Raw genomic sequence first — 26199 nt, forward strand, 5'->3', positions numbered from 1 at the left:
TTTAGTTAATCTCACAACTGAAATACATGTTGGTTTTGTAATGCCTTTGGCTTGAACTCATGCTTACTTTGTTCAATTTCTTGCATAATAACTTCGCCTTCACCTGGCTTCAGGTGCGTGATATAAATTTCGGCTGCTCGTGTCAATTTATTCAGTTCATCAAACAACAGGGATGGACATAAATGTTTTGAAATCTTGGCTAATTCAATCTCACCATTGCTAAAAGCGGTTTCAATAATAAGATACTTTAAATTTTCGATGGCATTCACATGTTGCCAGAGTTTATCGCAAGTGGTTGTATCCCCAGTGAATACCAAGCTGCTTTCTCCACTATCAATATGATAGCCCACTGCAGGCACTACATGGTTCGCTGGAACTGCTGTAATGCTTCTTTGGCCCAATGTAGTTACCTCGCCAAGCTTGATTTCACTGTATTGTAGAAAAGCTTCTTCTGCATTTGGAATCACATTAAAATCAGGCCAGACTTTCCAGTTAAAAATATGCTCCTTTAGCACCTTGATTGTTTCTGCCGTAGCATGCACTGTGACAGGGTCAGTGCGCAAACCCATCACGGTATCCATGAGGAATGGGATAGATACAATGTGGTCAAGATGCGAGTGGGTAACGAAGATGTGATCAATCAACAATAACTCATCTATCGTCAAATCACCAACGCCAGTGCCTGCATCAATCAATATATCCTCATCAATCAATATAGAGGTTGTGCGCAAACTATCGCCAATACCGCCACTACACCCTAGTATTTTTACCTGCATTCGCGCGGTTCCATTTGATCAGTGCTTATAAATTGATAGTACTGCTGCATATATATTAAATTCATCCCTATTATTTTGACTGATGAGTGAATACGCCATCCCAATCATCGCCAGGCGGGTTTGCTCTATAAAACGCCACGCGTTCAAGATACATTGGGTACAAGTAACGATTTGGATATTGGTTCTTCAGATTGATGAATTGCAGCTCTGCGATATCCCAATTCTGGGCACGATATAATTTCAGAGTCTCTCGATAGAGTTTGAGTTCATCTTTGATGGCTTTGTCTTCTTTTCCTGCTTCACATATGGGCTCAAATATGGTGACTGGCTTATCTTTACCTTTAACACGTACCAGATCTAGCTCACGGTAAATATATTCAGGTACTTGTTCTTTAGTGTATTCGCTCACAATGATATAGACGCCATAGTTTTTGGTTAGGCTTTCAAGCCTAGAACCTAAATTCACTGCATCACCCATCACGGTATAAGCCATACGGAATGATGAACCCATGTTACCCACAGTCATCGGACCAGTATTGAGACCAACACCTATTTTGATTTCTGGCCAACCGCGTTTTTTAAATTCCTCTTGTAATACTGATAGGCTATCCATCATGCCCATTGCAGCATCAAGGGCATGTTTAGCGTGCTGCACATCATGCAGTGGTGCTCCCCAGAACGCCATAATGGCATCGCCCATGTATTTATCAATCGTACCGCGACTGTGATGGATCACATGGGTCATCGGCGTTAAAAATTCGTTCATGAGTTGCGTGAGCTCTTTAGGCTCTAGCCCTTCAGAAATAGTGGTAAAACCACGCACATCTGAAAACAATACCGTCAATTCCCGACTTTCGCCTTCTAGACTAAATGCATCGGGGTCTTTGGACATCTCGTCTACCAACTCTGGTGGCACATATTGCCCAAATAAACCAGCCAACTGACGTTTACCACGCGATTCGACAAAAAACCCATACGCCATATTCAGCACATAAATAGCAGCAATCATCAGCAATATTGATGCCAATGGCAGTACCAGATTGCCAAACTGCCAAACAATCAGATTAAAAATAATGCTCAAGAAAAATACAGCAAAGGCAAGTGCTGTCGCCATGACTGGGTTTAATACGGGCAACAATATAGCAAGCAACAGACCTGTTATTAGAATGAGCACAAACTCAGCGCCCATCGTATATGCAGGTTTTTCTTTAATATTCTGATCGAGAATGCCTGAAATCATATTGGCGTGAATCTCAACCCCTGGATAAATGTTCTGTACAGGTGTTGCCCGCAAGTCCATCAGGCCTGGGGCTGTAGTGCCAAGCAACACGATTTTGTTGTCCAAAACTTCTGCAGGGACTTTGCCTGTAAGTACGTCGGTAGCAGATACATAGGGGAAACTACTTTGTTTTCCACGATAGGGGATTAGGGCTGCGACATTAGCATCTACAGGAATTTGCCTGTCACCAAGCTTTAACCATTCCAGACCTGCGTATTTGCTGCTAACGCCTAAACCCTCAGCAAATTTGGCTTCAAGCTTGGGATTACCTAATGCAACGCGGGCAACAGCGACTGACAATGCCTCATATAAATTATCTTTATATTTAAGCAACATGGGCACTTTGCGCGATATACCGTCTTCATCAGGGTCTGGGTTAAAGTGGCCAGCGGTGTATGCGTTTTTTTGCAATACATCAAGGTTTGCACCAAAGCCTGCCACTTCGGTGAATGGAATATTTTTACCTTTAAAGCTGCCATCCACAAATGAGGCTGTTGGCAATAATCCCACACTTTCATCTTTACCGTTCTGGCTAAAGTAATAACCAAGCACCACATTTCGGCCTTTGAGGCTATCTGCAAATACTTGGTCGTAATCAAGCTTAGGCCTTAATTCATCAATAGTACGCTTGAAAAGATCATCACCACTCAGGTATTTGCTTTGAATCTCTTCTATGCTTTTAAGGCCAGAACTATCGTCTTTTTCAGCAAATACAACGTCGAATCCCATGACTTTGATTTTATATTGATCAAATAGCTTATCAACAAGGCTGGCAAGTTTATTCCGCCCCCAAGGCCAGCGCCCTTGCTCCTGCAGGCTTTTTTCATCAATATCGACAATCACGATGCGATTATCTACTGTGCCTGGCATCATGAGGTTTAAGCGCACATCGTAGGTAAAATGGTCTAGGCGCTTAATAAAGCCCATGTGCAGTAAGTCAGTAGTAGTGAGCAAGAATAAAGCGACTACCGCAAGACCTAAGCCTATACGGATAAGATGACGAGTGAATATTTCAGGAAGGCGCATAAGTTGTTCTAATAATTGTAAAGCCCTGATTTACATCAAGCATATAGCAAAATCATAGCATATAACAACCATACGAAAATTCAGGTGGGATATTCGGGCATAATCGCCTGACTGACGGTTGATTTGATACATAAATTTATTCAAAACAAGCTACAAAAATAGTGGGGGTAATTCATGTTGGAATCTCTTGTCATTGAAACTTCGGCAGAAATAAATGCCAGCGTTATCTGGCTACATGGCCTAGGTGCCGACGGCCATGACTTTGCGCCGATTGTTGAAGAGCTAGGCATTCCCAATATGCGCTTCATATTGCCACATGCACCCGTGAGGCCAGTCACCATTAACAACGGCCATGAAATGCCCGCATGGTATGACATATATGGCTTGAATAACGATAGCCAGCAAGATGAATCAGGCATACGCGCGACCGAAACCAAGATTGCCGAATTGATCGCACATGAATTATCGCAAGGTATTCCAGCTAACCGTATTGTAATTGCAGGGTTTTCACAAGGCGGTGCCATTGCCTTGCACACAGCGTTACGCTACCCGCAGCGATTGGCTGGGTTATTGGCACTATCTACTTATTTACCGCTTAAATCCACGTTGCTGGCAGATAGGCATGCTGCTAACCTTGATCTACCTATTTTTATGGCGCATGGTGAATTTGATAGCGTGATTACATTGGCAACCAGCCAAGCATCCCAAGCTGTGTTGACGTCGGCGGGTTATGTTGTCGATTGGCATGAATATGCAATGGCTCATTCAGTGTGTGCAGAAGAAATTGACGATATACGCAATTTTCTAAGCCGTATATTGGCTTAATTCAACCTTCATTAATTAGAAATGCGAGATAAACTGCTGATATCGCGCTAAAATAGTAGAAATAATAATAAAGCTGGCGAGGGGATGATAAGTCGTCTTCGTAATGCTGGCATTTAAACCATATACCAACCATTATTCATGCCTAAAAATACAAAAACCGCTGCCTCTAATATTGAAAACTCTGGTTCGGAAGACAGGCCGAGTTTCGATACAGCACTTTCTGAGCTTGAGTCACTTGTGCAGCAAATGGAATCTGACCAGATGCCACTTGAACAATCCCTAGCTGCCTATAAACGTGGAACTGATTTATTACGTTTCTGCCAAAAAACGCTGGCAGATGTAGAGCAGCAGGTGCGTATCCTTGATGATAAAAATCAGTTGCAAACTTATACAGATAGCGAAGATTGAGTTATCGCAATGACTGACTTTACTACCTGGGCGCTGGATATTCAGCAGCGTACCGAACACGCACTTGAGCAACTTCTACCGAAGGCAAATATCGCCCCTCAGCGCCTGCATGACGCCATGCGCTATGCACTGCTCGGTGGCGGCAAGCGAGTCCGGGCATTGCTGGCGCATGCCGCTGGTTCGCTATGTGACGCAAATGCTAACAAAGTAGATATAGCTGCCAGTGCTGTAGAGATGATTCACGCTTATTCCCTAGTACATGACGACATGCCCTGCATGGATGATGATGATTTACGCCGCGGCAAACCTTCGTGCCACAAACAATATGATGATGCGACTGCGCTACTGGTTGGCGATGCGTTGCAAACACTGGCATTTCAGACCTTGGCAACAACAGAGCAAAACCTAGATTTCACCCCTGAACAACAACTCAAAATGCTCTCAACACTTACAATTGCAAGCGGCTCACGCGGCATGGCAGGTGGACAGGCAATTGATTTAGCTAGTGTTGGTAAAGAGCTGACGCAACTTGAACTTGAATATATGCATATTCATAAAACTGGGGCTTTGATCCGCGCAGCCGCCCTGCTGGGTGCTTACTGTGCAAATCAAGAAGACAAAGCAAAAATCGCCGCTATCCAACAATATGCTGAAGCAATAGGTTTAGCTTTTCAGGTAGTCGATGACATTTTGGATACTGAAGCAGATACAGCAACGCTAGGCAAAACTGCTGGCAAGGATGCCGATAGTAATAAACCTACTTATGTCACTATACTGGGCATCACGCGTGCCAAAGCCTTGGCCAATGAGCTTTACGAAAATGCACTTGCTGCACTCAAACCCTTTGGAGAGGAAGCTTTGCGTTTGAGACAGCTAGCCCAATTTATTATGCAACGCAGTTTTTAAAGACCGCTTTTAACCACCATGTACCCATTATTAGATACGATCAATTCACCTGACGAATTAAGACAACTTGATCGCAAAGACTTACGCGAGCTGGCAGAGCAACTGCGTATGTTCTTGATTGATAGCGTCTCTAAAACTGGCGGCCACTTGTCATCAAATCTAGGCGTAGTCGAGCTCACAATTGCATTGCACTATGTATTCAACACCCCTGATGACCGTCTGGTATGGGATGTAGGCCATCAAACCTATCCGCATAAAATACTTACAGGCCGACGTAAAGCCATGCAAAACCTGCGTAAACCAAGCGGGATTGCAGGCTTCCCCAGGCGCAATGAAAGTGCTTATGATACCTTTGGTACGGGACACTCAAGTACATCAATATCAGCCGCTCTTGGCATGGCGATTGCTGCCCAGTTAACAGGCTCTGAGCGTCGCGCTGTAGCGATTATCGGCGATGGCGCCATGACTGCCGGCATGGCATTTGAAGCATTGAATAATGCCGGGGCGATGGATGCAAACTTGCTCGTCGTGCTCAACGATAACGATATGTCTATTTCACCTAACGTTGGTGCACTGCAACATTATTTAGCCAAGCTTCTATCTGGCCGCTTTTATGACAGCGTACGCCGCTCTGGTGAAAAAATGCTGGGTGTGATGCCACCCGTTCTGGAATTCGCAAAACGTGCTGAAGAACATGTTAAAGGCATGGTGACGCCAGGCACTTTATTTGAGGAATTCGGCTTCAATTACATTGGGCCCATTGATGGCCATGATCTGGATGTGTTGGTTACCACTTTAAATAATATTCGCCATCTAAAAGGGCCACAGTTCCTGCATGTGGTCACACAAAAGGGGCGTGGTTACGAGCCTGCAGAGGATAATCCCGGTAAGTTTCATGGTGTTGGAAAATTTGACCCTGCCAATGGTTATGAAGCGCCAAAATCCAGCACTAAAACCTACACGCAAGTATTTGGTGACTGGTTGGTCGATATGGCGGCAAAAGATGAGCGACTGATCGGCATCACACCTGCGATGTCTGATGGTTCAGGCCTGAATGCTTTTGCCGAAGCCTACCCAAAACGTTTTTTTGATGTGGGCATTGCTGAACAACATGCGTTGACATTTGCAGCAGGCATGGCGTGCGATGGCATGAAGCCTGTCGTGGCCATCTATTCCACATTTCTCCAGCGTGCTTATGACCAACTGATTCACGATATTGCATTGCAGAACCTGCCTGTCGTATTTGCAATTGACCGTGCCGGCCTAGTAGGGGCCGATGGCCCAACCCATGCAGGCAGTTTTGATATCAGCTATATGCGCTGTATTCCCAACCTCATCATCATGACACCGAGCGATGAAAACGAATGCAGGCAGATGCTTTATACCGCCTATATGCAGAATGGCCCAACTGCAGTGCGTTACCCACGCGGCGGCGGCACTGGTGTAGAGATTAAAAGCGAGATGCATGCACTGCCGATTGGCAAAGGTGAGATACGCCGCCAAGGCAAGAAAATTGCGATTCTTGCTTTTGGCAGCATGCTCAAACCAGCACTGGAAGCTGGCGAACAGTTGAATGCTACCGTCGCCAATATGCGTTTTGTGAAGCCGCTGGATATTGCCCTGATTACCGAATTAGCTGCTAGCCATGATTTATTGGTCACGGTAGAAGAAAACGCTGTCATGGGCGGTGCAGGCGCTGCTGTGATTGAAGCCCTGCAACATATCAACCAGAAAATTGCGACCTTATCGCTAGGTTTGTCCGATACATTTATTGAACATGGCGTGCATGAAACCATGTTGGCAAACTGTGGTCTAGATGCTCAGGGCATTATTGCTGCAATTGAGAAAATATTAACCTAGTGTTATACTCAAGTATTAAAGTTACATCATTTGCTTGAGTAACCATTATCGAGAATCTAAATGAACCAACCCATATTACCTACGATTGAAGATGTCCAAAATACCCCAGATATACGCCATTTGGCGATTGATAAGGTGGGCATCAAGTCAATCCGCCACCCAGTCAAAGTCAAAGATAAAACAGGTGGCGTGCAACACACGGTAGCCATGTTTGATATGTATGTGCATTTGCCGCATAACTTCAAAGGCACCCATATGTCTCGTTTTGTTGAGATTCTCAACATGAATGAGCGTGAGATTTCAATTGAGTCTTTTGAGAGTATTTTGCGCGAGATGGTGAAACGTCTTGAGGCCGAATCTGGCTATGTGCAGATGACATTCCCATACTTCATCAACAAGGCAGCGCCTGTATCTGGCGTGCAAAGCTTGCTGGATTATGAAGTTAGTTTTATTGGTGAGATTAACCAAGGTAAGTTTGATATTACGGTCAAGGTCTTAGTGCCTGTCACCAGCCTTTGTCCTTGCTCGAAGAAAATATCTAACTATGGTGCGCACAATCAGCGTTCGCACGTAACGATTACAGCACTCATCAATGATTTCATCTGGGTTGAAGACCTGATCCGTATTGTTGAATCACAAGCTTCTTCAGAGCTCTACGGTTTATTGAAGCGTCCAGACGAGAAGTACGTAACAGAGCATGCTTACGACAATCCAAAATTCGTTGAAGATATGGTGCGTGATGTAGCAGCACAGTTAATCGCCGAAAAGCGCATTGATAAATTTGTGGTGGAGTCAGAGAACTTTGAGTCTATCCATAATCACTCAGCTTACGCATTGATTGAGAGCGATAAGCGCATAAAGAAATAAGCTGAGTAACCAGAATAAAAAAGCCGCATCTGTATGCGGCTTTTTTATTGTCTCTCGAGGTGAGGCCTTTCAATACTTCTTGGTCAGCGTCATTGTGGTTGCATCTCGCTTCATATCCATGCGATTAAGGGCAGTCATACCCAGCAACACGACTGATGGCGAGCCGCCTTCAAGCACTAGCGCATTCACCTGATTCAATACCAATCCGCCAATTTTAAGGGTATTGATGACTACATTGTAGCCAACCACAGTACCGCTTGCGGTTTCAAGCAACTCCTTTTTGCCTCTTTTGTAATCAAGCCCAGCATAAGCTGCATCACCACTATTCAGCGCAACAGCGGTTGCTCCAGTATCTACAAGAAACCTCAACGAAGCGCCGTTCACATAGCCATCTGCAAAATAATGCCCCGCAGAATCGGCATACAAGGTCACATTTCCAGCACTAGGAGAATTTCCACCAACCGAGGCCGCTTGACCCATGCCCAGCTCTTTCTGCTTACCCTCAACCTCAAATACCGCTTTGGCACTATCGGCTGAGATCAGTTTTACGCCTTGCACTGTTTGCCCAACAGAAAGCGTTTGCGGCTTACCCGCATTGATAATGACCACTGCCTTGCTACTAAAAAGACCAACCACATTGATGCTGGTATCCGCAAAACCGAGCGTCGAGATTGTGGAAAGAAGCAAAAAAACGTTGAATTGGATGAGTAATTTCACTAAGTTCTCTCTAAATACGATTGATTAAGCGCTATGTACTTGATTCGATATTGCGCCATGTTTTGGCATCATGCATGCGAATAAAACAAAGCCTAGCATAGCGCAGCAGGCGGACAGCGTAAACGTCCAACTTGGGCCCAGCGACTCCCAGCAGAATCCGCTCATCATGGCGCCAAATGTTCCACCTAGTCCGTAAGAAACACTGGTGTATAAACCCTGCCCCTTGGATTGGTGTTTGCCTTTGAAATAATGATGCGTGAGGGCAACTGCGGTAGCATGGTAGGTGCCAAATGTAGCCGCATGCAGGGTTTGCGCCAGTAAAATCAACATCCAGAAATCAATCGCCCAACCGATGATTATGAATCGCACAAAAGCCAATAGTAGGCTAGCCAGCATAATATTGCGCAAACCAAATTTGGCGGTCAGGCGAGGCATGTAGATAAATATCAAAATCTCACACATGACGCCCACACCCCAAAGCCAGCCGACTTGAGCTGCCGTGTAGGCGTGGTCTACCAGATAAATCGAGTAGAAGGTGTAATAGACGCCATGTGCCGCAGCCATACTAAAACAAGCGGCCATTAAGGCAATGACCTGTGGCTGCCGCATGATTGTTGCCAGACTGCGGTGTTCAGTGTGAGGTTTTAGAAGTTTGGGTTCAGGGAGGTTGATGGAGCAGGAAAAAACGCCAACCAATAAGCCCAATATGACCCAAAGCAACGATTTGATAGTCGTGTGCTCAACAAGATAGCCAAGCCCAACAACAGCAAGAATAAAACCTACAGAACCCCACATGCGAATATGTCCATAGCGGCCAAACTTGTCGCCCAAGTGCCCCATGGTCACCACTTCAATCAGCGGTAATGACGCACTCCAGAAAAAACTAAGGGTAATCATGACCGCGAACAGCCAACCAAAAGACTCGCCGAAAAAGACACCAACGTAAGAAACCAGGCTAAGCCCTGCCAGCAACTGGATAAGCCTGACGCGCTGCCCGGTGTGATCGGCCACCCAACCCCAGACCCCCGGCGCAAAAATACGGGCAATCTGAAATAGCGACATCAACGTTGCAATTTGAAAAGCCGTGAAAGCGAGAGATTTTAAATACAAGCCCCAGAATGGGCTGAATGCACCAACAAAACCAAAGTAGGCGAAATAAAAACCAGATAATCGCCAATAAGGGAGTTGCTTCATCAATAGTGTCCGAGGCTTGAGCCTCTATAAATTAGATTTGCCTAGGTATTGATGACATCAGCACATTGCGCCCTGTGCCTGAGCGCATGATCCATCAGCACCAACGCCAGCATGGCTTCGGCAATCGGGGTTGCACGCACACCAACGCATGGATCATGACGGCCATTGGTTTGCATGGTCACGGCATTACCTTGCTTGTCTATCGACTGCCTGCCTTGTGGAATACTAGAAGTTGGCTTGAGTGCGATATTGACCGTGATATCTTGCCCACTTGAAATTCCACCCAATATGCCGCCTGCATGGTTGCTGGCAAAGCCTTGAGGCGTCATTTCATCACTATGCACAGAGCCGCGCTGTGCCACACTGGCAAAGCCTGCGCCAACTTCAACACCTTTAACAGCATTGATGCTCATCATGGCATAGGCAATCTCTGCATCCAGCCTGTCGTAAACTGGCTCACCCCAACCCACTGGCACGCCTTGCGCAATCACACTGATGCGCGCACCAACTGAATCGCGTTCAGCGCGAATCTTATCCAGATAGCTTTCTAACTCAGGAACAATCTCGGCATTCGGTGAGAAAAATGGATTCTGGTTAACGAAATCCAAACTTTGGAATGGAATATCGATTTCGCCCATCTGGCTCATGTAGCCATGAATAGTCACACCATAACGTTCAGACAACCATTTCTTGGCAATTGCACCACCCGCAACACGCACTGCGGTTTCGCGAGCACTTGAGCGACCACCACCACGATAATCGCGAATACCATACTTTTTCCAATAGGTGTAATCGGCATGACCAGGGCGAAAAGTATCGGCGATATTGCCATAATCCTGGCTGCGCTGGTCTTCATTACGAATCAGCAAGCCGATAGGCGCGCCTGTGGTTTTCCCTTCAAACACACCAGATAGAATCTCGACGGTATCAGACTCTTTACGCTGCGTGACATGGCGTGAGGTACCAGGTTTGCGTCTATCCAGCTCAATCTGGATGTCGGCTGCTGTCAATGCTAACCCTGGTGGGCAGCCGTCAATCACGCCACCTATGGCTGCGCCATGAGATTCGCCAAATGAAGTCAGGGTAAATAATGTGCCGATCGTGTTGCCAGACATTTCAATCTCTTAAAGTAAATAATTTAATTAGCTATGAGTCTACCATAAGCCAATAGTGCTATCGGCTCGGGTACCAGCAAAATCAAGGCTTCAAACCTTGAATCCAACGCTCATAAACACCATGTGCAATGCTATTTAATTGAGCGATTCTGTTCTCAAGATCATGCTGAATTTCTGCTACTTGCAACACACCTGGACTAGCGCTCGATTCTGCGATCTCTTTCTCACCATTTTCGCACCAGGCATTGACCAACTCTTCAGTCATCTCTATGTGGCACTGCAAGGCCAGATGTTTACCAATCGCATAAGCTTGATTCTCACAATATTGACTGGCAATTAAATGCGTGGCGTTTTCTGGCAGCGTAAATGTTTCGCCATGCCAATGAAAACTGTTGAATTTATCCAAGTCGCCAAACCATTGCTTCGCTACTGAACTCTTGGTGACACTCACTTCACCCCAACCGATTTCCTTGACTGGATTACTGCCCACCACCCCGCCAAGCGCTTTGCTGATGAGCTGTCCGCCGAGGCAATGCCCTAACACTGGAATATCTAAACTTACAGCCTCACGAATCAACTCAAGCAGATGCGGAATCCATGGCAGAGGGTCGTTCACACTCATTGGGCCGCCCATAAAAACAATTCCACTAAAAGCCTTGGCTGAAGGTGGCAATGGCTCATTCTCATCCACTTTTATTGACTTCCAAATAATACCTTTCTCAGTCAAAAACTTGCCTAAGTAACCTGAGCCTTCGATCTTGGCATGTCGAAAAATAACAACTGGCTTCATAACGCTTTTTCCTACATTTATATAATTAAGATTTAACCTTAAATGGTTAACGATTACTACGTCATTTCATGTGTTAACTACTAGCTTTCAATAACTTTCAACTCACCTAATTTCAGTCCATCAAGCGAATGCTGCCCAACCGCATACCTGATGAGGCGCAAAGTCGGGAATCCAATTTTTGCCGTCATGCGTCGTACTTGGCGATTTTTGCCTTCGCTAATCTTAATCTCAAGCCAGCTAGTTGGTATGGACTTACGCTCGCGGATAGGAGGGTCACGTAACCAGAGATTCGCCGGCTCTTCCATTATTCTAAGTTCGGCAGGCTGTGTCACGAAATCCCCCAGATCAACACCTTTTCTCAAAGGCGCTAACTCTTCATCGCTCGGTACACCTTCAACCTGCGCCCAGTAAATTTTTGATTCTTTATACTTTGGGTGCGCAATTCGATGTTGAAGCGCACCATCATCAGTTAGAATAAGTAAACCTTCGCTGTCAGTATCCAAGCGGCCTGCTGCATAGACATTCGGAATGCTCACAAAGTCTTTAAGTGTTGGGTGCGACTCATGCGCGCTGAACTGGCAGACAACACCATAAGGTTTATTGAACAAAATTAGCATGCAAATTGCTTCAACATAATTTTCTAATTGGGATGAATTACATGTCTACAAAAATCGTCGTGCCCAGTCAGGGTGAAAAAATCACTGTCAATGCGGATAATTCATTGAATGTGCCAGATAACCCGATTATCCCATTTATTGAAGGTGATGGCATTGGTATTGATATCACGCCGCCCATGATGCAAGTCATTGATGCGGCCGTGAACAAGGCCTATGGCGGCAAACGAAAAATTTCATGGATGGAAGTATATGCAGGTGAAAAATCCCTCAAAGTCTATGGTGAAAACCAATGGCTACCTGAAGAAACCATGCAGGCGATCAAAGACTATGTCATTTCAATCAAAGGCCCGCTGACAACGCCAGTCGGTGGAGGCATCCGCTCATTGAACGTGACTTTGCGCCAAGAGCTCGATTTATATGTCTGTTTGCGCCCTATCCAATATTTCACTGGTGTGCCCAGCCCAGTTAAAGCACCTGAAAAAACTAATATGGTGATTTTCCGCGAAAACACAGAAGATATTTATGCTGGAATTGAATGGGCAGCAGGTAGCGACGAAGTTAAAAAGGTCATCGCATTCTTGAGTGATATGGGTGCACGCAAGAAAATACGCTTCCCAGAGTCATCAGCCATCGGCATCAAACCCGTATCTATCGACGGCAGCAAGCGCCTGATTCGCAAAGCCATTGAATACGCCATTGATAACAATCGCAAATCGGTCACGATTACCCACAAAGGTAACATCATGAAATTCACCGAAGGTGGATTCAAAACATGGGGTTATGAGCTGGCTAAAGAAGAGTTTGGCGCGGTCGAGATTGACGGCGGGCCTTGGTGCAAGCTACCGAATGGCATCATTATCAAAGACTGCATTGCCGATGCATTCCTGCAGGAAATTTTGTTACATCCAGAAGATTATGATGTGGTAGCAGCGCTCAACCTGAATGGTGATTATATGTCTGATGCCTTGGCAGCTCAGGTTGGTGGAATTGGCATTGCCCCTGGCGCCAACCTCTCTGACACTACAGCAATGTTTGAGGCCACCCATGGAACAGCACCGAAGATTGCGGGTAAGGATATTGCTAACCCAAGCTCATTAATACTTTCAGCAGAAATGATGCTGCGTCATCTGGGCTGGGTTGAGGCTGCTGATTTAGTCATTTCAGGCGTAGCAAAAGCCATTAGTGCCAAACGCGTGACTTATGACTTTTCATCACAGATGGAAGGTGCGACCAACGTTTCAAGCTCAGCATTCGGCAGCGAAATCGTCAGCCATATGTAGCGTTATTGAAACCACCTAGAATTAATGCACAAAAAAAGCGCCGAAGTTTTAACTTCGGCGCTTTTCTAAAGATTCAACAATCTCAAATTCAAAAGAATTCTAATTAACTAGGCTTTTTGAATATTTGACGCTTGTTTACCTTTTGGACCTTCAGTCACGTCAAAGCTTACGCGTTGACCTTCTTTAAGACTCTTATAGCCAGCTTCAACAATCGCAGAGAAGTGTGCAAATAAATCATCGCCGCCATCATCTGGAGTAATAAAGCCGAAGCCTTTAGAATCATTAAACCATTTTACGGTACCAGTTGCCATTTCAGACTTCCTTACTAAACATAAGGGGAGGCGACCCCAAAAGTTTGTACTTCAAGAACTTAAGTCGGTAGTGCCGGCTACTATGAGCTCGAATTTCAAACGCCTAGCCAGATTTTTACTTGCGTTATTTAAATAAGTCAAGGATTTTTATGATTATTTTAAAAAAGATAATCCCACTATTAAAAGTTTTCTTGAATTATGCTGTTAATTGTTGATAATTAAGAAAACCTTGCTTAAAGCAGTTCGATACAAGCCACTAAAAAAATGCTATCTTTGCAAAGAAATGATGGCTTAGCATGAAGCTTGCATACTTTCTTATTAGGTTTGGTTTTAATAGTGCATCATCGCTCACCATGAGCTTGGGCATTTAATTCTGGGAAATCATACTATTTAAATGGCTACTACATCTTTACCCAATAAACTCGGCGGACTTGCAAGAATGTTAATGCAAGAAAAGCTGCTTTCAGAAGATGAAGCCAATGCCATCCAGACTTTAGCGCTATCACAGCAATCAACCTTTGTTACCCAACTTGTAAAAAGCAAAAAAATCTCAGCCATTAAAGTTGCAGAAACTGCTGCCAACGCTTTTGGCTTTCCACTATTTGATTTGGACGCATTAAATATAGATTACGTCCCCGCTAAAGTCATTGATTCCAAGCTGATGCAGTCTAGCCGCGTCATGTCACTACAAAGTCGCGGCAATACACTATTTGTGGCGCTGTCAGACCCAACTAATCTACATGCATTAGACGATGTGCAGTTCCAAGTAGGCATGGCGCTTTCTCCTGTAGTGGTTGAGGATGACAAGCTCAGCAAGTGGATAGACAAGATCGTAGAGTCCAGCGATACCAGCTTGAAGTCTATGGATATAGGCGATGGTGACTTTGACCTAGATATTGAAACTGACAGTTCTAGCGCTGAAGCAGATGCAGCTACTAGCGCTGAAGTTGATGATGCCCCGGTCGTTAAATATATCCAAAAGATTCTCTTAGATGCTATCAATCTTGGTGCATCCGATATTCATTTTGAACCATATGAAAAGTTTTACCGAATTCGGTATCGCGTTGACGGCATATTAAAAGAAGTAGCCCAGCCACCATTGGCAATTAAAGAAAAAATGGCTTCTCGTATTAAAGTCATCTCAAGCTTGGACATTGCCGAAAAACGTGTCCCTCAAGATGGGCGAATGAAATTAGTTTTGTCCAAAACCCGCAATATTGATTTTCGGGTTAGCACCTTGCCTATGATTAATGGTGAGAAAATCGTGATGCGAATTTTGGACCCAAGTAGCGCCACCCTCGGCATCGAGGCATTGGGCTATGAGCCTGCACAAAAAGAAGCTTTACTGAGTGCAGTAAGCCGCCCATATGGCTTGGTCTTAGTAACTGGCCCTACTGGGTCAGGTAAAACTGTTTCGCTTTATACCTGTTTGAATATTTTGAATAATCCAGGCATCAATATATCCACGGCGGAAGACCCTGCTGAAATCCCACTGCCGGGCATCAATCAAGTTAACGTTAACGATAAACAAGGCCTCACTTTCGCCGCCGCATTAAAAGCCTTCTTGCGGCAAGATCCTGATGTGATTATGATCGGCGAAATACGCGATCTTGAAACTGCTGATATGGCTATTAAAGCAGCATCCACAGGCCATATGGTGCTATCTACGCTGCATACTAATGATGCGCCATCAACCCTTACTCGCCTGATGAATATGGGCGTTGCCCCGTTCAATATCGCATCTGCGGTTTCACTGATTACCGCGCAACGTTTAGCTAGGCGTTTATGCAAACATTGTAAAGTCCCGATTGATGTGCCGAAAGAAGCTCTGCTAAGTGTCGGATACACCGAGGCAGATTTAGATGGGAGTTGGCAACTATATGGCCCGAAAGAAGGTGGCTGCGACATGTGCAATGATGGCTACAAAGGACGCGTTGGCATTTATCAAGTCATGCCTATTTCAGAAGAAATGAGCCGTATCATCATGAAAAACGGTAACGCGATTGATATTGCCGACCAAGCTAAACGCGAAGGCATAAGTGATTTACGAAAATCTGGTCTACTTAAAGTAAAACAAGGGCTCACTTCGATTGCAGAAGTAGAGTCTGTTACCAACGAATAATAGTTAGTCATTAGCTGAGGGATTGTTATGGCCGTTCAAGCCACTAAAGAAGTGACCTATGCCTGGGAGGGCACTGACAAAAAAGGCAAACGCATCAAGGGGGAGATGAAGGCCACAGGTGAGGCTTTTGTTAATGCCACCTTACGTCGCCAAGGCATCACAGTTCTCAAAGTAAAAAAACAAAGCGGACTTAAAAGTGGCGGTAAAGTTACGGAGAAAGATGTATCTCTGTTCACCCGACAACTAGCTACGATGATGAAATCTGGCGTGCCTTTGCTACAGGCGTTTGACATTGTTGGAAAAGGTCATAACAACCCAGCAGTTTCAAAACTACTTAGTGATATTAAAGGCGATGTGGAAACAGGAAGTAGCCTGAGTCAGGCATTTCGTAAATACCCACTTTATTTTGATGCGCTATATTGCAATCTCGTTGGTGCGGGTGAACAAGCGGGCATTTTAGATTCATTACTTGATCGATTGGCCACTTACAAAGAAAAAATAATCGCGATTAAAGGAAAGATTAAGTCTGCCCTATTCTACCCAGTGTCGATTATCGTGGTCGCCTTTGCCATTACGGCAGTAATTATGATTTTTGTGGTGCCTGCATTTAAAGAGCTTTTTAGCAGTTTTGGCGCAAACCTACCAGGACCCACACTATTCGTGATGGGAATATCTGACTTTTTTGTCAGCTACTGGTGGGCAATTTTTGGATCTATCGGCGGCGGCGGCTGGTTTTTCTTCTATACTTGGAAACGATCAGAGAAGATGCAAGGCACGATGGATAGACTGTTGCTAAAACTACCTATATTTGGCGAGTTAATCAGAAAAGCAACAGTTGCTCGATTTGCGCGTACATTAGCCACGATGTTTGCGGCGGGCGTACCGTTAGTGGAGGCTTTGGATTCAGTGGCAGGAGCTGCTGGCAACCGTGTTTACTATGATGCCACTAAAAAAATACAGAGTGAGATTAGCACTGGTACAAGCCTGACCGTAGCCATGCAGAACGTAGAGATATTCCCTAATATGGTACTGCAAATGGTTGCCATCGGTGAAGAATCGGGTGCACTAGACTCAATGTTGGGGAAAGTGGCTGACTTTTACGAGGGTGAAGTAGATGACGCCGTTGACGCCATATCAAGCCTGATGGAACCAGTGATTATGGTAGTGCTAGGAACATTGATTGGCGGTTTGGTCGTCGCAATGTACCTACCAATTTTCAAAATGGGTTCAGCAGTTTAACCTTACTTTTTATTACTTGGCTGACCGCTCATAGCCTTCTCAATATCTTTTGCTGGGTAAGCGCCTAACATGCGCTTACCATCTGCAAATATAAGTGTTGGCGTGCTGGTAATGTTGTACTTTTTGCCTAAGTCTGCAATTTTATCTATCGGCGTATCGCAAGTAGAAGTGGTTTTAGGCAACTGGCCGTTATCGATCCAGTCCTGCCATGCGGCGGCTTTATCTGGAGCGCACCAGATAGCCCGGGCTTTATTGCCAGCGTCAGGGTGTAGTTGCTCAAGTGGATAAAGGAAGGTATAGACCGTCACGTCAGTGATATTCACCAACTCATTCTGTTCTAAGCGCTTGCAGTAAGGACAATCTGGGTCTGAAAATACCACCAGCTTTCTACTGCCATTGCCTTTAACTACCTTAATCGCTTGGTCAAGTGGCAAACTTGCAAAATCAACCTTCGTAAGTTCCTCCATACGCGCACCCGTAATATCGCGCTTGGTTTTTGGATCGATCAGACGACCTTCTGTAATCAAAAATGATAGTTTCTCATCTGCATAAAGAATCTGGCCATCAATAAACACTTCATACAATCCGCCAAACTGAGTTTTGGTAATGCTTTCGATTTTCACTTTAGGATAAGTTGCCTCAATTGCCTTACGCAAACTGGCTTCATCCGCAAATGCAGAACTTCCGATCAAGCTAGTTAATAATGTGGTCAATAAAACGCTTTTGATTTTTTTAATCATGATGATCCTGAGATTTAATTACCTGAAATTTTAAATAACTGCTTGCTTAATTAGATACTGCTTAAGCGTGGGTTGCTGATTGACCCATTCTAAGCCAAAACTGCGTAGCTTTTTCACAAATGGAATTGAGCTACCAAATAAATCATGTAAGCCGTGTGTGACTGATTCTAGGGCTAATACATCAGCTTTCCTTGCCCGTGCATATTTACGCAGCAACATAATATCGCCAATATCTTGCTTCACATTTCGTTTTGTTAACACATTATCAAGTTCAATCACATCTCGAAAACCAAGATTCACGCCCTGCCCCGCGAGCGGGTGAACCTGATGGGCTGCATCGCCCAGCAAAACCACCCTATGCTCAACCACGCTTTCAGCTTTCAACTTTGCAATTGGAAATACCTGGGGCTGACCTATTAAACTCAGCTGGCCAAGGCAATGACCACCAGCTTGAGCTACTTTCGTGGCAAGCTCATCTGGAGACAATTGGCTCAAACCTTTTGCCTCTTCAGTTGACCAGACGATCGATATTTTATGATCAGGAAGCGGCAACCATGCCAACACGCCATCTGCATCAAACCACTGGCGCGCGATATTTTGATGAGATTGTTCAGTAGCAAAATTGGCGACCAATGCCTGTTGTGCATAGAGTTCGCGATTAACAGTGATTCCTGCTTGAGCCCTAACCCATGAATTAGACCCATCGGCTGCAATAAGCAGTTTGCTCTTAAATAGCTGGCCTGAACTTGTTGCGACAATAGCGAAATCATCAGAGAATTTGAGTGAAGTGCAATCAGCGCCAGTTTCAATATGCACAGCAACACTTTGCATCTTTAACCAGAGCGCCTGCTGTAGCAATCGGCTTTCAATGATATCGCCCAGACTATTTAAATGAGCTTCATATGAGGAAAAATTGAGTGGCTCCCGATCACTATCTGCCCAAACCTGCATATTCTCTATTGGGCAAACTCTACTAAGGTCAAGAGTATTCCAAACACCTAGCTTTTTTAACCAATTACGATTACCAGGAGTGATTGCGTAAATGCGCGCATCCCAATCATGATCATCTTGGGTTGGCGGATTAAATACTGGCGTTAGCCTATCCAGCAAGGCAACGCTTAATCCTTGTTGCGTCAAAGCAATCGCAGCAGCAGAACCCACCAGCCCACCACCCACGATCACAACATCAAATTCTTTTGTCAGGCCTATCATTGTTTAGCCTTGGCTACCAAAACTCATTTTACTGACAAAATGTTGTTTGGCAGGCTTTACAAAATCCAGCAATCCAATCGCAAGCCCACGCGCAGGACTGATGCCGATCAAATCATTGGAAAATAAATTCACCATAAAATCAGTGATGAGCATCCCTCTTTTAGTGTCCGTTTTACGGCCGCGCTGATAAGCCGACAGCATGGCTTCATTGCCAAGCTCATCCATAGAGCTTGCCGATATTGCTTGTGCCAGCTGCCAGGCATCGCGCATGCCCACATTAAAGCCCTGTCCTGCGACTGGATGCATAGTTTGTGCTGCATTGCCAATAACAGCTAAGTGCGGCGCAGTGACTTGCTCAAGATAAGAAAGCTTAAGCGGAAAACACAAGCGCTTTTCTACCTTCAAAAAGTGTCCAACACGATCACCAAAATGGTCATGTAACTGATTTAAAAAAGTAGCATCATCAAGCGTCAATAGTGCCTTGATATCATCAGTTTTTCCAGTCCAGACCAGCGAGAAATCTCGCGCTCCATTTGGTAGCAAAGCCACGGGACCTGATGGAATAAAACGTTCATAGGCAATATTGTCATGCGGATATTCAGCGCTCACTTTAGTCACCAGCGCATCGTGCCCATATTCCTTAGTGTTACGTTTTAAGCCTTCTATTTCACCCAATCTTTTGCCGCCGTCGGCCAATACGACTAATGTGCTTTTATACTCGTGGGCAACATCCTCATGCTTGAACACAACCGAGGCTTCTCTGGTACCAGGGCTAATCGACTCAGCATTGGCACCATACAAAATATTCACTTGCGGTAATTTAGATAGCGCATGATCAAGTGCAGCACTTAAATCACCATAAGCAACCACATAGCCAAGAGCATCTTGCTCATAGTCTTGCGCCTTTAGCCGTGAGCGGCCGAGACTACCGCGCTGGGAAATATGAATAGTATGAATAGGGGTCACTTTACGCTTGAGTTCAGCCCAAAGCCCAAGTCGTTCAAGAATCAGGCGGCTGCCGTAAGACAGCGCCAACGCGCGCTGATCTGCATGCGCGGCACCTTGCGGCCTTGCTTCTAATAGCGTGACGCTGAGGCCAGATGCTTGAGGCGTCCAATGCTGTAACGCCAAAGCGAAAGTTGCACCAACAGGACCACCACCAACAATCAGAATAGACTCACTCATCGTTGCATAATCGCTTCTATATCAGCGACGGTTTTAGGCGCAGATAAGGTGAGTATCTCGCAACCTTGCTCGGTGACGAGGGCATCATCTTCAATACGAATGCCGATATTCCAGAAGTGCTCAGGCACATTATCTGCAGGCCGCACATAGCAACCTGGCTCTACCGTCAACGTCATGCCTGCCTCAAGTTTGCGCCATTCACCATTAGCCTTGTATTCCCCCGCATCGTGAACATCCAAACCCAGCCAGTGCCCAGTGCGATGCATATAAAACTGTCGATAATCGCCAGACTCCAGCACCGCTTCCGGGCTGCCTTTGCACAAGCCAAAATCAATAAATCCACGAATTAATACATCCAGCGCCGCTTCATGTGGAGCGTTCCAGTGACTGCCTGGTTTCACTTGTGCAATAGCCGCAGCTTGTGAGGCTAGCACCAATTCATACAGGTCTTTTTGGGCTGCACTGAATTTCCCGTTGACAGGGAAAGTACGAGTAATGTCTGAAGCATAACCATCCAGCTCACAGCCTGCATCTATCAACAACAAGTCACCATCATTGAGTTTTGCATTATTGGCGTTGTAGTGCAGCGTGCAGGCATTCGCACCACCAGCCACGATTGACGTGTAGGCCGCCGCCTGCGCGCCGTTTCGGTAGAACTCATGCAGAAACTCAGCTTCAATCTCAAATTCCATTTTATTAGGCTTGGTGACTTGCATCGCACGTTGATGCGCTATTCCAGCAATCCTGCCTGAGCGTCGCATGATATCTATCTCGTAGGCTGATTTATACAAGCGCATTTCATCAACTAATTTACGTATATCAGCGATTTCATCTGGCGCGCTAATACCCGTGCGACCTTGCGAGCGGAGCTGGTTGAGCCAGCCAGTCATTCGAGCATCCCAGCTTGTATCAGCACCCAAGCTGTAAAAAAGTTTGGGCTGATTCGCTAATAACTTGGGCGCAATTTCATCTAACTGATTAATGGAATAAGCTTCATCAAAACCAAATTCTTCCAACGCACCAGCGGGGCCATAACGAAAGCCATCCCAGATTTCGCGCTCCATGTCTTTATCACGGCAGAACAAGACACTCTTTGGTTGATCGCCGCCAATTAATAGCAATAATGACTCTGGCTCTTTAAAAGCTGTCAGATAGTAAAAGTAACTGTCAAAACGATATGGATAATGACTATCGCGATTTCTTATAGACTCTGGCGCAGTCGGAATGATAGCCACGCCCTCGCCCATAAGCTTGATGAGCTTTTGCCTTCTTGCCTTAAATTCTGCGATGTCTATTTTCAATCTTTACATTCACTGTTCTTGAATAAATATGGTCTTAGCATTTCAAACTAAAGTCACTATTGATTTGTATGCAAACTGTTCATTAGGTTCAGTCGCGTATCTAATTCGGCTAAGCGCTCAGGCGTACCGATATCATGCCACACACCTTGGTAATGTTCCGCTGTCACCAAACCCTTAGCAATCGCTTCTTTCAATATAGGCGCTAATTTGGCGGCCTCTCCACGTATGACATTCTGAAACAAATCGGGATGATAAACACCGACACCTGAGAACGTCAGTTTGGGCTGACCTTCTACCAATAATTTTCCATCCAGGTAAGCAAAGTCGCCATCTGGATGCTGTGGTGGATTATCTACCATGATCAAGTGAGCTAGATTTGAATACGCCCCATTTTCTGGATTCAAAGCATCGGTTAATTTAAAGAAATCTATTTCAGTAAAAATATCGCCATTCACGACCAGAAAAGGTAGGTCGCCTAACAAGGGTAATGCTTGAGCAATACCGCCAGCCGTTTCTAGCGCTGAAGTTTCTGGGCTGTAATGAATAGACAGCCCCCACTGATCACCGTTACCAAGTGCAGCTTCGATCTGTTGCCCCAAATATGCGTGATTAATGATGACCTCGCTGAATCCAGCCTTAGCCAAGCGCTCCAAATGCCAGACGATCAAAGACTTACCGCCAACCTTCAATAGTGGCTTAGGTGTATGGTCAGTCAAAGGCCGCATGCGTTCGCCACGGCCTGCAGCAAGTATCATCGCTTTCATTTAGAACGTATATCCAACCTGTGGAGACTGGCCTTGCAGCTCATCCAGCAGTCTCAGCATAGGCCTCAACTCCACATATCTTGCGCAGACTCGGCGTAGATACTCCATCACCAATGGCATATCTTTGAGATAAGCATCCTTGCCATCACGATGATACAAACGCGCGAATATTCCAAGCACCTTGATATGACGCTGTGCGCCCATCCATTCAAAATCACGGTAAAAATCACCAAAATCATTAGGCACAGGAAGACCTGCCTTTTGTGCGGATTGCCAATAACGTATCGTCCAATCCAGCACTTGTGGCTCTTCCCAGGCGATATAAGCATCTTTAAGCAATGACACTAGATCATAGGTGATCGCACCATAGACCGCATCCTGAAAATCGAGAATGCCTGGGTTCTGCTCACAGACCATGAGGTTGCGCGCATGGTAATCACGGTGAACGAAGACTTGTCCCTGTGAGAGAATATTTTTATTGAGTAGGGCAAAAGTATTGCTCAAAACAGCAGCTTGTTTTTCATTCAAAGTGAGCCCCAGATACTTTAAAATATACCAGTCAGGGAATAATTGCATTTCACGACTTAGCAATTCTTCATCATAATCAGGGAATGCGTCTTCACGGCTCGCAAGTTGTAATTGAATGAGTGCGGCGCTTGCATCTGAATATAGCTCTGGGGCGCTTTCATCATTGAGTGCGCTCAGGTAGGTCGTGTTGCCCAAATCGCTCAATAATAAAAAACCTTGGTCTAAGTCTTGCGCAATCACTTTAGGCACATTTAGGCCAGCAGCTAGAAACACTTCAGCAGCATGTACAAAAAGCGCGCAGTTTTCTTGGGGTGGCGGCGCATCCATAGCAATAATGGTTTGGTCATTGTGCCCGATTCGGAAATAGCGACGAAAGCTCGCATCAGCAGATGCTGTTGCAAAGCTATAATCACGGCCGCCCAAAACGCCAGCCAGCCATACATGCAAATACTGAATTCTGCTATCTGTCACAATTGCATCACTGACTTGTTGTGCTAATTTATCTGCTTCCATTTTCACCACGCGTCGTCCCTAACCAATCATTACGATGTAAATCTAAAAAACGATTCCATTAAATTCAAAGAGCACAAAATTATTTCACTTATAATTCAATGCCAAAGCCGAAAACACCTGAATTTATGGATTGCCTAAACCACGAAATTATGCGATTTTATCATCCATAAAGAAACACGCCCCACACTTTAAAGTCTGCATAAAAATACTCACCGTGAAAATTCACTCAACCACATTAGCTATATGCCTTATTTTCACTGCTTATGGCTCGGCATATGCAGAACAAACATCCGATACAACAGAGGCTATCAAGCCTATCGTTGACGCAGAGACTAGTCCAGATAGCGTGGTCATCGAAGGTGACCAATTACAGATACAGATGAATCGTAAATTCAAATCCATCGGCAATGCAGTATTGCATCAGCAAAAACAGGATATTTACGGCGATACCATTGAGTACGATATTGAAAATAAAGAATTGCATGCCATTGGCAATGTGCGCCTAATCACTAGCGGTGGCAGTGTAACTGGCCCTGAATTACGCATGCAGCTTGAAGAAAGCACAGGCCGTATTGATGATGCCAAATTTAGCATGAATAAGGCCCTAGCACTCCCCTCTGCCAAGAGCTCTAATTTAGCAATTGATCAAAGTGCGAGTTTGGTAGGTGCAACACAACAACTCAGTAGCCCTTCAAATGATCAGCCATTACCCTCTGCGTCCAAGCAGCAGAATGGAGCACGCGGTGATGCAAGAGTCATCTTGCTTGAGGGCGAAGATAAGAAGCGATTCAAGCATTCACGCTACACCACTTGCGATGCCAATTCAGACGATTGGTACATTAAGTCTAGCGATCTGGTCATTGATAATTACACCAAAACAGCAACTGCACGTAATGCTGTTGTTGAGTTCCAAGGTGTACCTATCCTTTACACACCATGGATTGACTTCTCTTTCTTAAATCAAAGAAAAAGTGGCTTGCTAACTCCGACAGTTGGCACGACCAGTAAAAGCGGATTTGAAGTGCTTACTCCGTTTTATTGGAATATTGCTCCCAACATGGATGCCACGTTGGCAACGCGCTACCTAAGCCGTCGGGGCCTACAATACCAAGGTGAGCTACGCTATGTCACAGAGACATACTCTGGTATTGATAATATTGAATATTTAGATAACGACGACACCACAGGCAAAGCTCGCTACTACGCAAAACTCAAACATACCCAAAACTTTGGTAATGGCTGGTCTGGCGGATTTAGCGTAGAAAAAGTATCTGATAATCAATATTTCTCAGATTTAAGCACACGGATTACAGCGACTAGTGTTGTGAACTTACCGCAACAAGGCTCATTAAGTTATGTAGATGATGCCTGGAATTTTAACGCTCTAGTGCAAAAGTACCAGACACTTGACGGTGTATCTTTTCCATATGAACGCCTACCTCAGCTAACGCTTACCAGAAATGATGACTTCGGCTTACTGAGTAGTAACGTCTACTCACAATGGGTCAGCTTTAATCGAAATTCTAGCGCACCGCTCACCACGCTTACACCCAGTGGGGCATCTATCAGCACAGCGGTAACTGGAAATCGATTTGTGGCTTATCCAAGCATCAGTCTGCCGATGGCACAACCTTACGGCTATATCACGCCTAAATTAGGCGTGCGTTACTCAAGTTACAGTTTAAATAATAGTGCTTATTCAGTGACTGACGCGAGTGGAGTAACGACCGCAGGAAACTATGAGTCAACCAGCCAGAGCATTCCAACCTTCACGCTTGATAGCGGTCTCTTTTTTGACCGCAATGCGAGGGTTGTGAACAATTCATACACGCAGACTTTAGAACCAAGACTTTTCTACGTATATATTCCATACAAAGATCAATCTATGCTGCCCGTGTTTGACTCATCAGACTCAGACTTAAACATGGGTTCGTTGTTTCGTGAAAATCAGTTCATCGGCAATGATCGAATAAATAATGCCAATCAACTGAGTTTAGCAGTGACGACCCGTATGATTGACAATAAAACGGGGGAGCAGCGTTTGGCAGCATCCTTAGGACAACGCTTTTACTTTGACGATCAGAAAGTATTTATCCCTGGCACACCAGTTCGCTCTGGTAACTCATCTGATATTGTGGCCGCACTCACCGCTAAACTTTTGAGCAAATGGAGCGTAGATGCCGCATGGCAATTCAACACGGATACTGGCAAGGCGGTTAAATCCAACATTGGCACACGCTACAGCCCTGAACCTGGTAAAACATTGAATCTAAGCTATCGCTATACAGAAAATTTCCTTGATCAAATCAATGTTTCTGGACAATGGCCATTGACTCCAAACTGGTATGGCTTGGCACGCTACAATTATTCATTTAAGGAAACTCAGCCGATTGAAGGCTTGGCTGGGCTTGAATATGATGCAGGTTGTTGGGTAGCCCGTGGTGTATTCCAACGTGTGTCAACTGCAACAGCCAATGCCAACTACGCGATTTTCGTTCAGCTTGAATTAGGTGGTTTAACTTCCATCGGCTCTGACCCACTCTCCCTGCTTAACCGCAGCATTCCTGGCTATACCAATAGCAGCTTGATTCCCAATTCCGTTCAGCAACCCACTTATTGAGTAT

Annotated in this window: 23 protein-coding genes; 9 read left to right on the forward strand and 14 right to left on the reverse strand. The window is 45.2% G+C overall.

Features of this window, described 5'->3' with window-relative positions:
* Positions 1-11: 11 nt before the first annotated feature.
* Together ZMTM_RS10605 and ZMTM_RS10610 are read right to left on the reverse strand one after the other, a co-directional pair.
* Positions 12-776 (reverse strand): MBL fold metallo-hydrolase, encoded by a 765-nt coding sequence (locus tag ZMTM_RS10605; protein WP_221763823.1) that lies wholly within the window; start codon positions 774-776, stop codon positions 12-14.
* 70 nt (positions 777-846) lie between these two features.
* The gene (locus tag ZMTM_RS10610) at positions 847-3081 is read right to left on the reverse strand and encodes a CHASE2 domain-containing protein (protein WP_221763824.1); all 2235 of its coding nucleotides are present in this window, start codon (positions 3079-3081) and stop codon (positions 847-849) included.
* A gap of 174 nt (positions 3082-3255) precedes the next feature.
* Between ZMTM_RS10610 and ZMTM_RS10615 the strand changes: the two genes are divergently transcribed.
* From ZMTM_RS10615 to folE2, 5 genes are all read left to right on the forward strand, one after another.
* Positions 3256-3906 (forward strand): alpha/beta hydrolase, encoded by a 651-nt coding sequence (locus tag ZMTM_RS10615; protein WP_221763825.1) that lies wholly within the window; start codon positions 3256-3258, stop codon positions 3904-3906.
* A gap of 138 nt (positions 3907-4044) precedes the next feature.
* The gene (locus ZMTM_RS10620) at positions 4045-4314 is read left to right on the forward strand and encodes an exodeoxyribonuclease VII small subunit (RefSeq protein WP_221763826.1); all 270 of its coding nucleotides are present in this window, start codon (positions 4045-4047) and stop codon (positions 4312-4314) included.
* Between the two features lie 9 nt (positions 4315-4323).
* On the forward strand, positions 4324-5220 hold the full coding sequence (locus ZMTM_RS10625; protein ID WP_221763827.1) for a polyprenyl synthetase family protein: 897 nt from the start codon (positions 4324-4326) through the stop codon (positions 5218-5220).
* Positions 5221-5238: 18 nt separating this feature from the next.
* Positions 5239-7080 carry a 1-deoxy-D-xylulose-5-phosphate synthase gene (gene dxs / locus ZMTM_RS10630; RefSeq protein WP_221763828.1) on the forward strand — a complete coding sequence of 614 codons (1842 nt, stop codon included), beginning with the start codon at positions 5239-5241 and terminating at the stop codon, positions 7078-7080.
* 60 nt (positions 7081-7140) lie between these two features.
* On the forward strand, positions 7141-7947 hold the full coding sequence (gene folE2, locus ZMTM_RS10635) for a GTP cyclohydrolase FolE2 (RefSeq protein ID WP_221763829.1): 807 nt from the start codon (positions 7141-7143) through the stop codon (positions 7945-7947).
* A gap of 69 nt (positions 7948-8016) precedes the next feature.
* On the opposite strand, the gene ZMTM_RS10640 is transcribed toward folE2, so the two are convergent.
* The 5 genes from ZMTM_RS10640 to ZMTM_RS10660 form a co-directional block, all read right to left on the reverse strand.
* Positions 8017-8652 carry a retropepsin-like aspartic protease family protein gene (locus ZMTM_RS10640; RefSeq protein WP_221765689.1) on the reverse strand — a complete coding sequence of 212 codons (636 nt, stop codon included), beginning with the start codon at positions 8650-8652 and terminating at the stop codon, positions 8017-8019.
* 36 nt (positions 8653-8688) lie between these two features.
* Entirely contained in the window at positions 8689-9858 is a 1170-nt protein-coding gene (locus tag ZMTM_RS10645; RefSeq protein ID WP_221763830.1) for an MFS transporter, read from the reverse strand.
* Positions 9859-9899: 41 nt separating this feature from the next.
* Positions 9900-10973 carry a chorismate synthase gene (gene aroC, locus ZMTM_RS10650; protein WP_221763831.1) on the reverse strand — a complete coding sequence of 358 codons (1074 nt, stop codon included), beginning with the start codon at positions 10971-10973 and terminating at the stop codon, positions 9900-9902.
* An 82-nt stretch (positions 10974-11055) separates the two neighbouring features.
* Positions 11056-11763, reverse strand: coding sequence for a type 1 glutamine amidotransferase (locus tag ZMTM_RS10655; RefSeq protein ID WP_221763832.1), 708 nt, complete (start codon positions 11761-11763; stop codon positions 11056-11058).
* A gap of 80 nt (positions 11764-11843) precedes the next feature.
* Positions 11844-12380, reverse strand: a complete 537-nt coding sequence (locus ZMTM_RS10660) for a pseudouridine synthase (protein ID WP_221763833.1) — start codon at positions 12378-12380, stop codon at positions 11844-11846.
* A 41-nt stretch (positions 12381-12421) separates the two neighbouring features.
* Here ZMTM_RS10660 and icd point away from each other — a divergent pair, with 41 nt between their 5' ends.
* Positions 12422-13660 (forward strand): NADP-dependent isocitrate dehydrogenase, encoded by a 1239-nt coding sequence (icd, locus tag ZMTM_RS10665; protein WP_221763834.1) that lies wholly within the window; start codon positions 12422-12424, stop codon positions 13658-13660.
* 107 nt (positions 13661-13767) lie between these two features.
* Here icd and ZMTM_RS10670 read toward each other — a convergent pair whose 3' ends face one another.
* Positions 13768-13971 carry a cold-shock protein gene (locus ZMTM_RS10670; RefSeq protein ID WP_011480361.1) on the reverse strand — a complete coding sequence of 68 codons (204 nt, stop codon included), beginning with the start codon at positions 13969-13971 and terminating at the stop codon, positions 13768-13770.
* Between the two features lie 394 nt (positions 13972-14365).
* Here ZMTM_RS10670 and pilB point away from each other — a divergent pair, with 394 nt between their 5' ends.
* Positions 14366-16093 carry a type IV-A pilus assembly ATPase PilB gene (pilB, locus tag ZMTM_RS10675; protein WP_221763835.1) on the forward strand — a complete coding sequence of 576 codons (1728 nt, stop codon included), beginning with the start codon at positions 14366-14368 and terminating at the stop codon, positions 16091-16093.
* A gap of 27 nt (positions 16094-16120) precedes the next feature.
* Positions 16121-17332: a type II secretion system F family protein gene (locus ZMTM_RS10680; RefSeq protein ID WP_221763836.1), complete on the forward strand. Its 1212-nt coding sequence runs from the start codon at positions 16121-16123 to the stop codon at positions 17330-17332.
* Between the two features lie 2 nt (positions 17333-17334).
* On the opposite strand, the gene ZMTM_RS10685 is transcribed toward ZMTM_RS10680, so the two are convergent.
* The 6 genes from ZMTM_RS10685 to ZMTM_RS10710 form a co-directional block, all read right to left on the reverse strand.
* Positions 17335-18072, reverse strand: coding sequence for a DsbC family protein (locus ZMTM_RS10685; RefSeq protein WP_221763837.1), 738 nt, complete (start codon positions 18070-18072; stop codon positions 17335-17337).
* A 30-nt stretch (positions 18073-18102) separates the two neighbouring features.
* Entirely contained in the window at positions 18103-19284 is a 1182-nt protein-coding gene (locus ZMTM_RS10690; RefSeq protein WP_221763838.1) for an FAD-dependent oxidoreductase, read from the reverse strand.
* 3 nt (positions 19285-19287) lie between these two features.
* A complete protein-coding gene (locus ZMTM_RS10695; protein WP_221763839.1) occupies positions 19288-20469 on the reverse strand; it encodes an FAD-dependent monooxygenase in 1182 nt (393 codons plus the stop codon).
* Positions 20466-21758, reverse strand: a complete 1293-nt coding sequence (locus ZMTM_RS10700; RefSeq protein WP_221765690.1) for an aminopeptidase P N-terminal domain-containing protein — start codon at positions 21756-21758, stop codon at positions 20466-20468. The genes ZMTM_RS10695 and ZMTM_RS10700 overlap by 4 nt, the downstream gene beginning before the upstream one ends.
* Positions 21759-21826: 68 nt before the next feature.
* The gene (murU, locus tag ZMTM_RS10705; RefSeq protein ID WP_221763840.1) at positions 21827-22534 is read right to left on the reverse strand and encodes an N-acetylmuramate alpha-1-phosphate uridylyltransferase MurU; all 708 of its coding nucleotides are present in this window, start codon (positions 22532-22534) and stop codon (positions 21827-21829) included.
* Complete coding sequence (locus tag ZMTM_RS10710; RefSeq protein WP_221763841.1) at positions 22535-23575, reverse strand: aminoglycoside phosphotransferase family protein; 1041 nt, start codon at positions 23573-23575, stop codon at positions 22535-22537. It abuts the gene before it with no gap.
* Between the two features lie 214 nt (positions 23576-23789).
* Between ZMTM_RS10710 and ZMTM_RS10715 the strand changes: the two genes are divergently transcribed.
* Positions 23790-26195 (forward strand): LPS-assembly protein LptD, encoded by a 2406-nt coding sequence (locus tag ZMTM_RS10715; RefSeq protein WP_225907013.1) that lies wholly within the window; start codon positions 23790-23792, stop codon positions 26193-26195.
* Positions 26196-26199: the final 4 nt, after the last annotated feature.

This window comes from Methyloradius palustris, assembly GCF_019703875.1.
Taxonomy (GTDB): domain Bacteria; phylum Pseudomonadota; class Gammaproteobacteria; order Burkholderiales; family Methylophilaceae; genus Methyloradius; species Methyloradius palustris.